This is a genomic window from Corynebacterium sp. UBA4397 (genome assembly GCF_002390965.1).
Classification (GTDB): Bacteria; Actinomycetota; Actinomycetes; order Mycobacteriales; family Mycobacteriaceae; genus Corynebacterium; species Corynebacterium flavescens.
Map to the genome: position 1 here is coordinate 18,896 of NZ_DGRD01000019.1, position 13,919 is coordinate 32,814.

At 61.7% G+C, this 13,919-nt stretch carries 13 protein-coding genes; 7 read left to right on the plus strand and 6 right to left on the minus strand.

Annotated elements, in window-relative coordinates:
• Positions 1–33: 33 nt before the first annotated feature.
• The 4 genes from B2696_RS04280 to B2696_RS04295 all read right to left on the minus strand — a co-directional run bounded on the left by B2696_RS04280 (position 34) and on the right by B2696_RS04295 (position 4,292).
• Positions 34–222 (minus strand): hypothetical protein, encoded by a 189-nt coding sequence (locus B2696_RS04280; RefSeq protein WP_075730756.1) that lies wholly within the window; start codon positions 220–222, stop codon positions 34–36.
• Positions 216–1,640 (minus strand): glycosyltransferase family 87 protein, encoded by a 1,425-nt coding sequence (locus tag B2696_RS04285; RefSeq protein WP_232315935.1) that lies wholly within the window; start codon positions 1,638–1,640, stop codon positions 216–218. The genes B2696_RS04280 and B2696_RS04285 overlap by 7 nt, the downstream gene beginning before the upstream one ends.
• A 15-nt stretch (positions 1,641–1,655) precedes the next feature.
• Positions 1,656–3,848, minus strand: coding sequence for a transglycosylase domain-containing protein (locus B2696_RS04290; protein WP_286954153.1), 2,193 nt, complete (start codon positions 3,846–3,848; stop codon positions 1,656–1,658).
• Positions 3,849–3,923: 75 nt separating this feature from the next.
• Positions 3,924–4,292, minus strand: coding sequence for a DUF5318 family protein (locus tag B2696_RS04295; RefSeq protein ID WP_075730758.1), 369 nt, complete (start codon positions 4,290–4,292; stop codon positions 3,924–3,926).
• Between the two features lie 160 nt (positions 4,293–4,452).
• Between B2696_RS04295 and B2696_RS04300 the strand changes: the two genes are divergently transcribed.
• The 4 genes from B2696_RS04300 to B2696_RS04315 all read left to right on the plus strand — a co-directional run bounded on the left by B2696_RS04300 (position 4,453) and on the right by B2696_RS04315 (position 7,807).
• A complete protein-coding gene (locus tag B2696_RS04300) occupies positions 4,453–5,541 on the plus strand; it encodes an inositol-3-phosphate synthase (protein ID WP_075730759.1) in 1,089 nt (362 codons plus the stop codon).
• Positions 5,542–5,644: 103 nt separating this feature from the next.
• On the plus strand, positions 5,645–6,124 hold the full coding sequence (locus B2696_RS04305; protein WP_286954154.1) for a MarR family winged helix-turn-helix transcriptional regulator: 480 nt from the start codon (positions 5,645–5,647) through the stop codon (positions 6,122–6,124).
• Between the two features lie 183 nt (positions 6,125–6,307).
• Entirely contained in the window at positions 6,308–7,303 is a 996-nt protein-coding gene (locus B2696_RS04310; protein WP_286954155.1) for a universal stress protein, read from the plus strand.
• Positions 7,304–7,324: 21 nt separating this feature from the next.
• On the plus strand, positions 7,325–7,807 hold the full coding sequence (locus B2696_RS04315; RefSeq protein ID WP_286954156.1) for a hypothetical protein: 483 nt from the start codon (positions 7,325–7,327) through the stop codon (positions 7,805–7,807).
• A gap of 23 nt (positions 7,808–7,830) precedes the next feature.
• On the opposite strand, the gene B2696_RS04320 is transcribed toward B2696_RS04315, so the two are convergent.
• Together B2696_RS04320 and B2696_RS04325 are read right to left on the minus strand one after the other, a co-directional pair.
• The gene (locus B2696_RS04320; RefSeq protein WP_286954157.1) at positions 7,831–8,763 is read right to left on the minus strand and encodes a rhodanese-related sulfurtransferase; all 933 of its coding nucleotides are present in this window, start codon (positions 8,761–8,763) and stop codon (positions 7,831–7,833) included.
• Between the two features lie 50 nt (positions 8,764–8,813).
• Positions 8,814–10,310, minus strand: a complete 1,497-nt coding sequence (locus tag B2696_RS04325) for a DUF1846 domain-containing protein (protein ID WP_286954159.1) — start codon at positions 10,308–10,310, stop codon at positions 8,814–8,816.
• A 128-nt stretch (positions 10,311–10,438) separates the two neighbouring features.
• Here B2696_RS04325 and B2696_RS04330 point away from each other — a divergent pair, with 128 nt between their 5' ends.
• The 3 genes from B2696_RS04330 (at position 10,439) to B2696_RS04340 (ending at position 13,842) form a co-directional block, all read left to right on the plus strand.
• Positions 10,439–11,251 carry an Fpg/Nei family DNA glycosylase gene (locus B2696_RS04330; RefSeq protein ID WP_286954160.1) on the plus strand — a complete coding sequence of 271 codons (813 nt, stop codon included), beginning with the start codon at positions 10,439–10,441 and terminating at the stop codon, positions 11,249–11,251.
• 42 nt (positions 11,252–11,293) lie between these two features.
• Complete coding sequence (locus B2696_RS04335) at positions 11,294–12,988, plus strand: bifunctional ADP-dependent NAD(P)H-hydrate dehydratase/NAD(P)H-hydrate epimerase (protein WP_286954162.1); 1,695 nt, start codon at positions 11,294–11,296, stop codon at positions 12,986–12,988.
• A 65-nt stretch (positions 12,989–13,053) separates the two neighbouring features.
• The gene (locus tag B2696_RS04340) at positions 13,054–13,842 is read left to right on the plus strand and encodes a metallophosphoesterase family protein (protein ID WP_286954163.1); all 789 of its coding nucleotides are present in this window, start codon (positions 13,054–13,056) and stop codon (positions 13,840–13,842) included.
• Positions 13,843–13,919 lie beyond the last annotated feature (77 nt).

Below are 13,919 nucleotides of genomic sequence, written 5' to 3' on the forward strand. Positions count from 1 at the left end.
CCACAATAGCGCACGTGAGGGGCGAAAAGAAATCTAAGTGTTCGAGGTCGCGGCGAAAAAGATGGCGGCGGCGACGGGAATCACCGTGAGGAAGATCAGGGCCGCTATCCCCAACACGAGAGCCGACTTCTTATCACCGTGTTGCTGGAAGCGATAATAGGCCGCCAGCACGCAGAAGAAGCCAAGCGTGATGGAGACGATTCCGATGATAGTGGTTAGCATCGTTGAAACTTTCTTTCTAAGAGAGGATCAGCGCCACGATGAGCCGCGGCCACCTTATCTGAACTTAGCCCCAGCATCTGCCGGATGATGCAGACAGCGATGGCAATGATGAGGCCGTCGCGGCCAAGGACTGCCAAGTCCAACAGCTCGTGCGGAACCCCGTTGTTTCCGGCGCCCAGCATATGCCACATGAGTATTGGCCACACCGCGGCGTCGACAAGCATCCAGCTCAACAGGAGGCGCCACCTGGGCAGTGCCAAGACCGCCGGAATGACCAGCCACAGCGAGTATTGCGGGGACCATACCTTGTTGACCAGGAGAAAGCCGGCGACGATGAGATAGGCCAGCTCCGCTACGCGCGGCTGGCGTGGCACGAGGATGCCGAAGGCGGCAATGGCGGCACATACCGCAAGGAAAAGGACAATGCCCACTGCATTGAGAACGCTGGGAGGAAGCTCCACCCCCAGGTTCCGGCTCAGGATGGCGTAGATGGTGGTCCACTCCGCACCGCGGGTTTCGTTGAGGCGATAGAACTCGCGCCACGCTGCGGGATAAGCCAGCGCCACCGGCAGGTTGACAGCAAGCCAGGTGAAGGCACAGCTCAAGGCCATCTTTATAAACTCCACCCAGCGCCGATTGCGCCAGGCCACGACGAAGAAGGCGCCGAGCAAGAACAGTGGCCAGAGCTTGAAGGCCGTGCCTAGACCCAGGAGTGCGCCCGCCCACACGTAGCGGCCGCGCGAGGCGGCAAGCAAGCCGGCAACCGCGAGAGCAATGGAGGGAATATCCCAGTTGGTGAAGGCGTGAATGATGACCAAGGGGCTCGCGGCAACCAAGATGGTGTCCCAGGCCCTGTTCCCGGTGAGACGGTAGACCATGGCCAGGACGCCGACCCAGATGCAGGAAAGCACCGCGGCGGTCACCGCGAAGTACCAACCGGCGGCGGGAATGGCGAAAAGCTCCGCCACGGGATAGGTCGCGCGAGAAATCCAGCCCATCAGACCTTGGAAGAGCCCGGCTAAAACGGGGTACTCCATGTAGCGGGTGACATCGCCCTCTTGCCAGGAAAAGGCATAAGGGAAGCCGCCTTGATCCATGCCGCGCCCGCCGTAGAGCGGGATGATATCGCTGTAGCAAAAGGAGGTGTAGTTGCGGTTTCCGTCCCAGTTGAGCAGGATGGCACCGTCCTCGCCACGGCGGCCCCCTGCGCAATTGGCTTTGCTTAGGAATCCGAGGGCGAGAAAGCTCCAGCCCACCGCGATGATGACGCGCAGGGGCGTCCACCACCGCGCCCGGCCCACGCGTGCGTGGGTGCCCATCCTTCCCCCGAGAAACTCGATGACCCCGCGGGCGATGGGTTCCGCTGCGGCCGGCACCCGGTTAGCTGGGCTAATGCTGGCGGGCGACGGCTTGGTCACGAGGTTGCGCTCCTATCAGAAGAGATCTTGCAAGTTTCCCTGGGGTATGAGGTCCTCGATCGAGGGCGCCTCCGGAGCCGGGGGCAGCGGGTTCTCCGGCAGCTCGGGGAGGGGATTCTCCGCCGGCGGGGCACTCTCTTCCGCAGGAGGCTCCGCGGGAGGCTCCGCGGGAGTGCTCTCTGCGGGGGTCTGGGCGCCGGCATTGCCACCGGTGGAGGGGCTCGAAGGCGTAGGCGTGTAGTAGTAGCCGCTGCCCGGGCTTCCCTTGCCGTAGCGAACCGGATAGGCCTGCGGGAAGGTCTCGAAGTCCGAGTTAGCCAGGGAGTTATCGAGAACGTACTTCCAGATCTGGGTGGGCGAGTTGGAGCCGTACATGATTCCGCCCGAAGAGTTGAAGATGGCGGAGGTGTTATCGGCGGTGCCGACCCATACCGCGCTGGCAAGCTGCGGGGTGGCACCAATCATCCAGGCATCCTTGTTGTTGCCGGTGTTGCCTAGCTGCGTGGTGCCGGTCTTAGCAGCAGACTGCCTTCCGCCCGCCAGGGCACCATTAGACCAAGCGGCGATAGGCTCCATGGCGGAGATGACATTGTTGGCAACGTTGGCCGAGACGCGGCGCTCACCATCATCGTTGGGGTGCTCGTAGAGCACCTCTCCGAAGTTATTCTCTACCTTCTGCACGAAGTGCGGACTGTGCCAGACACCCTGGTTAGCCAAGGTGGCCATTGCCGTTGCCATATCCAGAGGGCGGGACTGGTACTGGCCCAGCACGATTCCCTCGAAAGGAGTCTGGCCATGCTCGGTCAGGGTGTCATCGATGCCGGGCAGGGACTTGGCAATGCCGAGTGCGTGCGCCATGTCGGCGGTGTCTTGGGTCTTGTTCTCCAAATCATCCTGGAGACGCAGGAAGGAAGTGTTGTAGGACTTCTTCAAAGCCTCCGCAATGGAGCAGCTACCGCAGCCCGTATCCACGTTGGTGACAACCTGAGAACCGGGCAGTTGATAAGGCTCAGAGGAATAAGGCGTATCAAGGCTAATTCCCTGCTGCAACGCCGCGGCCAAGGTCATCACCTTGAATATCGAACCGGTCTGCAGCGGCGAGTTGGCGTAGTCCCAGCCCGTTGCGTCATTCCCGCCGAAGTAGCCGCGCACAGCGCCGGTGCGTGGATCGATGGTCACGGAGGCCGCACGGGCATCATCCTGCAGGGAATTAAGCTGCGCATCGACCGCGTCGATGGTGGACTGCTGGACGTTCATGTCGATCGTCGTAGTGATCTTCAGACCGCCGGTTGCGACCTGATCCTCGGTAATACCGACGCTGGCCAGCTCGTTGATGACCTGGTTCTTAATGTGCCCATTGGCACCAGGTGCCTCGGAATAGGCGGAGTACTCGGCAGGATCACGCGTTTCCGGGAACACCATGGCGTTGCGCTGCGCGGGATCCAGTACTCCGGTCTCCACCAGCCCGTCGAGCACGTAGTTCCAGCGCGCTTCGGAGCTCTCCCTGTCTACCCAAGGATCAAGCACCGACGGGGACTGGATGACCCCGGCGAGCAAGGCACCTTCCTCCACCGTGAGGTCCTTGGCATCCTTGTTGAAGTAGGCATTCGATGCCGCCTGGATGCCGTAGGCATTGCGTCCAAAGTAGACCGTGTTGAGGTAGGCGTTGAGGATGTCTTCCTTAGACCATTCGTGAGTCATCTTGATGGAATAGATAAGCTCGCGAACCTTGCGCACGTAGGAGTACTCATCACCCACGAGGGTGTTCTTGACGTACTGCTGCGTGATGGTCGAGCCACCGCCGGCGCTGGAATCACCGGTGAGCTTGCCCAACACAGCGCGGCCGAGACCAGTGAAGGAGAAACCGGAGTTGGTCCAAAACTCACGGTCCTCTGCCGCCAGGACGGAGCTTTCCACGTAGTCCGGAATATCTTGGAGACCGACCTGGGTACGGTTGCCCTCCGGCGGGACGAGGCGCGCCAGCTGCGTGGTGCCATCACCCGCGTAGATGGTGGAAACCTGGTTGCTGACCAGGTCCTTAGGCTCGGGCACCTGGTACTGGGAATAGGCATAAGCAAAAAGGCCACCCGGTATGGCCACGAGTGCCAAAACGATCACCAGGAGGATGATCGGCCACCGTCGCTTCTTCCGTGCCTTAGACTTCGTGCTCTTGCGCCGCGATTGCGCCGCTGCTTCCTTTTCGGTCACTGTTTCGTGTCCTCATTCATTAACGGAACAAACTTAAATACCTGCAGCTTACTTCCTCCACCAGCATGGGAGAAACTAACACGCAGCATAGGCGGTGGCTGCGGTGAGCAAATGGTTCCAGTGACAGGCCGGGCAGACCTCTACCTCGTGCACCGTGAACTCGATTCCCTCCGCGACCATCCCGGCGATTTCTTCCTCGCTGCGCGCGCTGCCCGCACGCCGGCCCAGGGAGGAACCATAAACCCACAGCGTCAGCCGCAAGGGCTGCCCGCACACGGGACAGGCCCTATCCATGGTCACCCCGTGGTGACGAGCGGCTGCGCGCAACAAGAAATCGGCATCACACACATCCTCACGCTGCAATTGGCCTAGGCGCAGCTGCCGCAGGTGTTGCGCACGTTCCCATTCGTAGGAGACAACGTGCTTATAGGCAACAGAATTCATCGTGCCGAGTCTATCGAGTCCTTCTTTATCGATCCACCTTGCTCCTTTGGCCCCAGCCCATCATTTTTTGCTTAACCTCGTGCTTTGGGGCAGGTGACGCCGCATCAAGTACGGCACCTGCCACAGAGTTTTAAGAAAGCCAATCTAAGGAGCTTGAGCGTTGTCAGGAAAAGTAAAAGTAGCGATCGTAGGCGTGGGTAACTGCGCCACCTCCCTCATCCAGGGCGTGGAGTTCTACCGCGACGCCGATGCCAGCGCGCGCATCCCCGGCCTCATGCACGCCACCTTCGGCGACTACCACGTTGGCGATGTCGAGTTCGTCGCGGCTTTCGACGTCGACGCAGACAAGGTGGGCAAGGATCTGGGTGAGGCCACCCGTTCCTCCCGCAACTGCACCATCACCATCGCCGAGGTCCCCGAGCTGGGCGTGGAAGTCCAGCGCGGCCCCACAAAGGACGGACTAGGTTCCTACTATCGCGATTCGATTGAGGAATCGGATGCCGCGCCGGTCGATGTCGCCGCTGCCCTGCGCGCGGCGGGCGCCGAGGTCGTTGTCTCCTACCTCCCGGTGGGCTCGGAGGAGGCCGATAAGTTCTACGCCCAGGCCGCCATCGACGCCGGCTGCGCCTTCGTCAACGCTCTCCCCGTGTTCATCGCCTCCGATCCCGAGTGGGCGCAGAAGTTTGTCGACGCCGGGCTACCCATTGTGGGCGACGACATCAAGTCCCAGGTGGGAGCCACCATCACCCACCGCGTCCTAGCCAAGCTCTTCGAGGATCGCGGCGTCCGCCTCGACCGCACGATGCAGCTCAACGTGGGCGGCAACATGGACTTCAAGAACATGCTCGAGCGCAACCGCCTGGAGTCGAAGAAGATCTCCAAGACCCAGGCTGTGACCTCTAACCTGCATGACTCTCCGCTGGCTGGCAAGATCCAAGACCGCAACGTGCACATCGGCCCCTCCGATTATGTGCCCTGGCTCGATGACCGCAAGTGGGCCTATGTGCGCTTGGAGGGCTCCGCCTTCGGCGAGGTGCCGCTTAACCTCGAGTACAAGCTGGAGGTCTGGGACTCCCCTAACTCCGCCGGCATTATTATCGACGCCGTTCGGGCCGCCAAGATTGCACTCGACCGCGGTCTGGCAGGACCGATCCTGCCGGCTAGCGCCTACCTGATGAAGTCCCCACCGGTCCAGATGGCCGATGAGGACGCCCGCGCGGAGCTCGAGCGCTTCATCTTGGGTTCCTAAGAAGCACCTACGCACCCCCATGGAAAGATTATTTGCCTCTCAAAAGGAAAATTTTTAATAACCTAACTACCCATGGGGGCCTGTGCCCGTTAAACTGCAGTGCATGAGTGAACGAGCTGCGGATTCCCCCTCCAATTATGATGACGCCCTCGACGTCGCGCGCCATATCCAGCCTGCACTTAATAAGCTGCTGCTGATTTTCCAACGCACGGCTGAGGGCACCTCGCTGACCACCTCGCAGGTCTCTATCATGAATCAATTGCGTCTGCGCGGCCCATCCCGGGTGAGCACCATCGCCGCCGCGGAGCTCATCCGCATGCCCACCGCATCGAACGCGCTGTACCAATTGGAGCGCCAAGGATTTGTTGAGCGCCATCGTGACAAGAAAGACCGCCGCGGCGTACTGGTCGCCTTGACCGAGCGCGGGGAATCCGAGCTCGATGTGGTCTCCCGGCAGCGCGCGGAAGCGTTGGCGTCGATTTTGCGGTGGTTGGAACCCGCAGAGCTTGAGGAGGCCCGCGAGGTCGGTGGACTGATTTCGAAGCTGGCGGAGGTCTACCGCCCCAACATGACCAAGGAATAGGTTTCACGCCGAAATAGCCGCGGTAGGCACTGTGGGCACAGCCTCCGCCGGAGATTAACCGCAGCTTATAAGTCGGAATTTCTTTCTTTTTCACCCTAATGCGATAATGAGGCAAGAAATTTCTTTACTTTCCTCGTTCATCTTCCCCACCTCTTCTTCACCTCTTTATAGGTGCTTGCATTAATGGCAAAGAAAAACTCCGACACCGCCTCCGCATTTCTCCTCCAGATGGATCCCAGCGCTCCCATCAGGATTCTCGTCTCGTGGAGCCCGCACTCCACCGGGAATGAGGCGATAGAATTCGCCGCGTGGTTGGGGCGAACCATGCCCATCCAGGTCCGCGTGGTCTCCACGCTCTTCCAGCCCTGGGGCTCTACCTCCCTTTCAAAACTCGGCGGGAAGTATAAGAAGTGGTTCAAAGCGGAAGCCGCCGCCTGCGCCGAGACGGTGCGTCATGAACTCACCGCAGCCGGTATCGACAAGAAGTTCTGGGATAAGAAACCCTCCGTTTTGGTGGATGGGCCTTCGCGCCCGAACCTCCTCACGGAGATGGCCGCGGACTTCGGAGCAGATGCCATTTTGCTCGGCCCCAACCAGGCCGCCCCCAAGGGCCGCTTCTTCGCGGGTTCTACCGCAGATTCCCTCCTACACTATTCTCCCGTCCCGCTCGGGCTAGTCCCACGCGGTATCAAGCTCTCCAAGCACGGCGTAACTCGGGTTAACTTCGCCCTCACAGATCGCAGCGGGCTCGGTGGCATGGGCGATCGCGCCGATACCGAAAAGAACTCCCTCCTAGCCGCAGCCCATCTTGCAGATAGTTGGAATACCCCGCTGCGCATTCTGGCCTTCTCTGCCGATGGGCTCTTTCAAACCCCGCTCCACGACAAGATTGACATTTCCAAGCTGGCTTCGGAGTGGCGGGAGGATTCACTGTCTATGCTCGATCGTGCGCGCGATTATGTCCTCGATGCTTTCCCACAACTAGAGGTCACCTCCGCCATCGGCACCGGCAGCGGCTGGGCCGGTGCCGTCGATGCCCTGAAGTGGAAGAAGGGGGATCTAGTCTGCTTGGCCTCGGTACCCCAAGGAGCACTGGCCCGCGTATTCCTGGGATCTACCGCCACCGCACTCCTCCCACACATGCGGGTGCCGGTTCTCGTTCGTCCGTGTTATAGCTAAGTTATGGCTAACATCTATTCCATGACTCCGAAGCGCAATCGGGAACACCCCGAAAACGATCTGACCTCAGACGCAGACTATGCCAACCTGCGTCGGCCAGAGCCGCATAGTTTCGATGAACTAGCTGATCAGCCAGATCCTTTGCAGATAGCAGAGGCCAACCGTCGATCTACCCGCCAGGCCATTGCGTTCATGGTCATCTCCCTTGTCGCTTCCGCCGTCTTTGCCTTTGTCCTAGCCCTTATCATGCGGCTCATGGGCGGCCCGCTGTGTGAGAGTGGGGAAGCCACCTGGTTGTGCTCCCCCACTCAGCGCACCATCTGGGGTCTTTTGACCTTGATCATCCCGCTAAGCGCCATGATCGGTGACGCGGTAATCATGGTGATCAAGCTGCGGCGCTACCTGCGTTGGCGCGCCTGGATGGGAATCTTCTGGATCCTCGCCTTCAACTTCATGATCTGGACCATCAACAACATTCAGCTGATTCTCACTCCCGGCAGCTAGAACCCAGGCGGCCCTTCACCCTGCTAGGCCGGGCCAGCGGCGGCGCGTGCTACTTCCACGCAATCGGCCCGCCCGCAATGCTGAGTTGCCACGTGAGAGGCGCAATCGGCGCAGATGAGCACCTGACGGCGGCACGTATCCTCATTGATGCAGTTGTGAAAGGAGTTCGTGCCCTTCCCACAGTGCACGCAGTGTCCCAGCTGGATAAAGCCGGGATCCTGCACACCCTGCCCAAACTCGTGATGCATGCGCTTGTCGAAGACGTAGAGGGAACCCTCCCAGAGCCCCTCATTGCCGTACTTTTCGCCGTAACGCACAATCCCGCCGTCTATCTGATAGACCTCGTTAAAGCCGCGGTTTATCATCAGCGCCGAGAGAATCTCGCAGCGGATTCCACCCGTGCAATAGGAAACCACGGGTTTGTCCTTCATCCAGTCATACTTGCCGGATTCTATCTCCGCGATGAAGTCATGCGTGGTCTTTACATCGGGCACGACGGCGTTTTTGAACTTGCCTATCTCAGCCTCCATGGCATTGCGGCCGTCGAAGAACACAACATCCTCGCCGCGCTGAGCCACCAGCTCGTTGACCTGCTCGGGTTTAAGGTGCACTCCGCCGCCGACGATGCCGTCTGCATCGACTTTGATCTCCTCTGGAGAACCGAAGGCCACGATCTCCTCGCGCACCTTCACCGACAAGCGCGGGAAGTCCGCGGCGCTGCCCTCAGACCACTTGAATTCCATCTTCTTGAACCCGGGGTATTCGCGGGTGGCACGCACGTAGCGCTTGCAGGCCTCCATATCCCCGCCCACGGTGCCGTTAATACCGTGGGAGGAGATGAGGATGCGACCGTTGAGCCCTAAGGACTCGCAGAGGGTACGCTGCCACAGCATAACCGCCTCAGGGTCCTTGAGCGGGGTGAAGCAGTAATAGAGAAGAATTTTGCCGATACTCACGGCTAGATTCTAAATCGGCTCACGGCCCCCGACCAACTAGTGCCGAACACTTAGCGCTTCTGATAGAGCGCCTGCTTGCGGGCGAAGGCGGGATCGGAGGTGACAAGCACGCCGAGGTTGCGGAAGATTCCCTCATCCACTGAGCCCAGGATAGTGGTGGTATGGACGTCGCAGCCGGCTAGTTCCCGTAGCTGCTCCAAGGCCCGGCGCGCATTGTCATCCGTGGCGGCTGAGACCGAGAGCGCAATGAGCACCTCGTCGGTGTGCAGGCGCGGGTTGCGGGAGCCTAGGTGGCGGGTCTTGAGCGTCTGAATAGGCTCGATTGCCCCTGGGGAGAGCAGGTGCACGCCGTCGTCGATTCCGGCTAAGTGCTTGAGCGCGTTGAGCACCATCGCCGCGGAACAACCAAGCAGTTCGGAGGTGCGGCCGGTGATGATAGTGCCATCGCCAAGCGCAATAGCCGCCGCCGGTTCCCCTGTCTCCTCAGCCCGGGCGCGGGCAGGGGCGACGACTAGGCGATCCTCGACCTTGATCTTCGCCTTGGCCATGACCACGGCCGCGCGATCTGACTTGGTGGAATCGCTGCCGGTGCGCGCCTCCTCAACCAAGGCCTGGAAGTAGCGGCGGATGATTTCCTGGTTGGCGGCGGCGCGACAAACCTCATCATCGATGATGCTAAACCCAGCCATGTTCACGCCCATGTCTGTCGGGGACTGATAAGGCGTGGAACCAGTCAACTTCTCCAGCAACACCTTGAGCAGCGGAAAAGCCTCGACGTCGCGGTTGTAGTTGACGGTGGACTCGCCATAGGCGGAAAGGTGGAAGTGGTCGATGACATTGGCATCATTGAGATCGACCGTGGCGGCCTCATAAGCAAGATTGACCGGGTGCTCTAGCGGCAGGTTCCAGATGGGGAAGGTCTCAAACTTGGCATAACCAGCCCGGTTGCCGCGCCGAAACTCGTGATAGACCTGCGAGAGCGCGGTGGCCAGCTTGCCTGAACCCGGCCCCGGCGCGGTGACCACGACAACGTCGCGCGAGGTCTCGACGAACTCGTTGCGCCCGAGCCCATCCTCGGAGACGATGAGCTCCGTATTCGCCGGATAGCCGGGGATGACCCGGTGGCGCGCGACTTTAAGCCCCAGCCTTTGCACGCGCTCGATAGTAGCCTCGGCCTGCACGTTGCCTTCCTCCAGCTGCGTCATCACCACGGTATTGACCAAGAATCCACGCTGGCGGAAGACGTCAACCAAGCGCAGCAGGTCTTCCTCGTAGGAGATTCCCAGATCCGCGCGCACCTTGTGCCTGGCAATGTCCTTGGCGTTGATGCACACTAGGATCTCCACGTCTTCCTTGATGCGCTCGAGCATCGCAATCTTGTTATCCGGGCTAAAGCCGGGCAGCACCCGGGAGGCGTGCATGTCATCGAAGAGCTTGCCGCCCATTTCCAGGTAGAGCTTGCCGCCTATCTCCTTGCGCCGGGCTGCGATGTGCTCCGACTGCATCTCGATGTACTTCTCGCGGTCAAAACCTAATGTGCGCGCCACGCCTCGGTGCCTTTCTACGTAGAGAATTTCCCCCGCCAATCGGTTCCCAACTCTACTGCACGGTCCTCTCCCCGCCCTAAGCCTGCGCTATCACCGGCACCTCAACCGCAGGGTTCTAGAGTAGGTCTATGCCCGAAGGTCACGTCATCCACCGTCTCGCCCGCTCCCTCAACGCCGACTTCCGCGGCCGGACACTGCGCGTCACCAGCCCCCAAGGCCGCTTTTCTGCGGAGGCAGCCCTGGTCACAGGCTCCCGTCTCACCCGGGCTGAGGCCTTTGGCAAGCATCTCTTCTTGCACTTCGATGCTCCCCACCCGGCGCATATCATCTACATTCACTTAGGGCTCATCGGGCAGCTGCGCTTCGAGGAACCCAGCGATCTCCACGGCCAGATTCGCCTGCATTTGGCAACCGAAACCCGCGCGGCGAACCTCCGCGGACCGCAGTGGTGCCGCCTTATCACCGAGGAGGATTACCGCGCGGCCCTGGCCAAGATCGGCCAGGATCCGCTGCGCGCGGACGCCGATCCGGAGGCCGTCTGGGCCAAGGTTCATCGCTCGCCGCGCGCTATCGGCTCCTTGCTCATGGATCAACACCTTTTTGCCGGGGTGGGCAGTATCTACCGCGCGGAGGTGCTCTTTCGCCAGGGCATCTCGCCCTTCCGGCCCGGCAATCAGCTAACTGCAGCCGAGTTCGACGCCCTCTGGCAAGACTTGCTCGAGCTCATGCCCCAAGGCGTGGAAGCTGGGCGCATCGATACCGTGCGGCCCGCCCACACCCCGGAGGCCATGAGCCGCGACCCGCGCCGCGACGATCACGGCGGCGAAGTCTACGTCTACCGCCGCGCCGGCCTCGCCTGCTACGTGTGCGGTGGCCCCATCAGCGAAAAAGTCATGGACGGGCGCAATCTGTTTTGGTGTCCGCACTGCCAGGCCGGTTAAAATCATCTACTTCGCAGTTGGGGAAAGCCTAGACTCGGTGACATGCGTAAAGCCTTCACTGTCGAATCCGTCCGCGCCGCCGAATCCGCGCTCCTGGCGCAGCAACGCTTCCCCGACGAACTCATGCGCCTGGCTGCACGTGGGGTCGCCGCTACTGCCACCGCCATGCTCGATGCCCACGCCGGGCGGCGCGTGCTCGTCCTTGTCGGCCCTGGCGGCAATGGAGGGGACGGCCTTTATGCCGGGGCTTTCCTCGCCGCACAGGGATATGCGGTGGATGCCTATCCCATAGCAGGGACCTCACACCACAGCGCGGGCGCGGCGTTTAGCGCGGCCGGCGGCCGCTTCCTCGCGCCGGAGGACGCACAGCTGGCAGACTCCACTGCCTTGCTTATCGATGCCGTGGCGGGACTGGCCTCCGCCCGGGGGCTGGCCGGTGTGGGCCTTGAGCTCTACCGCCAGGTGCTCTCTCGCGGCGTGCCAGTGCTGGCCATCGACATGCCCACCGGCATTGATGCCGATACCGGCTTTGCCGCCGCCGATGCCGTCCACGCCACGGTCACCGTCAGTTTCGGCCTGGCGCGCGCCGGGCAGATAGCAGCCTCCGAGTGTGGCGAGGTGGTTTTATGTGATCTGCAGCTGCCCGGCGCGGCGCGCAGCTTCGCCGAGGAGCTCGAACAAGGCGGAGTACAAGGCATGAACTCGGCGGGCGCGCCCGTCGGAGCGATAGCTTATGAACCCACGCTGCCCGCCACCTATACCTGGCCCACGGCGACGATCCGCGATACCCACGGCGGGTGGACAACTGCGCCACGTCCGGTGGGCTGCACCGGCCCGATAATCGATCCCACACCGGGTGCATCGAGCGACAAGTACAGCGGCGGGGTCGCCGCCATCTGTGCAGGTAGTAGTCGCTATCCAGGCGCGGGCATCCTCGCCGCCACAGGCGCGGTGCGTGCCACGCCCTCGATGGTGCGGGTGGTAGGCAACGCGGAAACCGTCCAGCACCTGCCCGAGGTGGTCCTCCACGCCGATGCCACGGATGTCCACGCCCAGTGTTGGGTTGTGGGCCCGGGGCGTGGCACTGACGAGGCGGCGCGCGCGGAGCTCGAATATCTCCTCACCCACTACTCTCAGCCGCTGCTTGTCGACGCCGACGCGATCACCCTCCTTGCCCTCCACCCCAGTCTGCGCCGGTTGGTTAAGGCCCACGGGCTGGTCATTCTCAGCCCGCATGCCGGGGAGTTCGCCCGCATCTATGGGGCCGCTTTCGAACGCGACCTCGATCCGCGGCGCGGGGTCGCCGCCAACGTGCGCGACCTGGCCACGGAGCTTAGATGTTTCGTGCTGCATAAGGGCCGCAATACTGTCGTAGCGGGGCCACATACCGGGGCTTTCGCCTTCAACGCAGGCCATTCCTATGCGGCGACGCCCGGTTCCGGTGATGTGCTCTCCGGGATCATTGGTGCCGTGCTAGCGCAGCTTCACCTCGAAGAGCACCTCTGCGACCGATGGGCCGAGGCAGATCCAGAAGATCCGGCGCACGAGGATGCCGGGGCGCTCACCACCGCGGATGAGCTGAACGTCGTCGACGAGTTACTGCACGCCGCCGCCATCCACCAGCACGCCGCCGCCATCGCCGCACAGACGCCGGAGGGCATGGGTATCTGCTCGGCCTCCCAGATTGCCGCGGCCGTACCCCAAGCCATCGCGCGGCTGCTGCGCGCTCAGCGCTAAGCGGCCTGTGAACTCACTGGGGCGGATCTCAATTGGACCCTACCGAGCCATATAGACTAAACGCCATGTCAAAAACCCTGTGGGCGGTCAGTGATCTCCACACCACTTTCGCGGAAAACCAGCAGGTGGTGGAGGAATTTGCTCCGCACAATCCTGGCGATTGGCTCATCGTGGCCGGTGACGTGGCCGAGCGCATCCCCGACGTGGTGCGCACGCTGCGGCTGCTCAGCGAGCGTTTTGCCACAGTGATCTGGGTGCCGGGAAACCACGAGCTTTTCAACCGCAAGTCTGATCGCTTCAACGGCAAGGCTCGCTACCGCATGCTGGTGGGTCAGCTAAGGGTCCTCGGGGTGTTCACACCCGAGGACCCTTTCCCGCGCTTTGGTGATGTCACGGTCTGCCCGCTCTTTACCCTCTACGACTATTCTTTCCGGCCCGCCGGGCTTAGCGCGCGTCAGGCTATCGATGCCGCCACGGTCAAGCTGGATGATGAGCTGGCTATTGCTCCCTACGTGGATATCCCGCAGTGGTGTGCGGAGCGAATCGCATACTCTGAGGCACGGCTGGAGGAAACTCCTGGTCCGAAGATACTGGTCAACCACTGGCCGCTGGTGGAGGAAGCAACGCACCGCTTGCAGCACAGGGAAATCGCGTTGTGGTGCGGCACGCGCGCCACTCGGGAATGGGCCAAGCGCTATAATGCCCGGCTGGCCATCCACGGGCACCTACACATCCCCGCCGAGACGCGGGTGGACGGCATCAGCCATGTTGAGGTCTCCCTGGGCTACCCTTTCGAGACCTACCGCGAGGAGCTGCGCCGGCCGTGGCCCTTCCCAGTCATGCGAATTCCTTAGAGTGCGCTCTATGAGTGCACGCTGTCAGCTCAGTGAAAAAAACGTAGGTTAATCCGCGCCTGCCCTCTAGCATGATT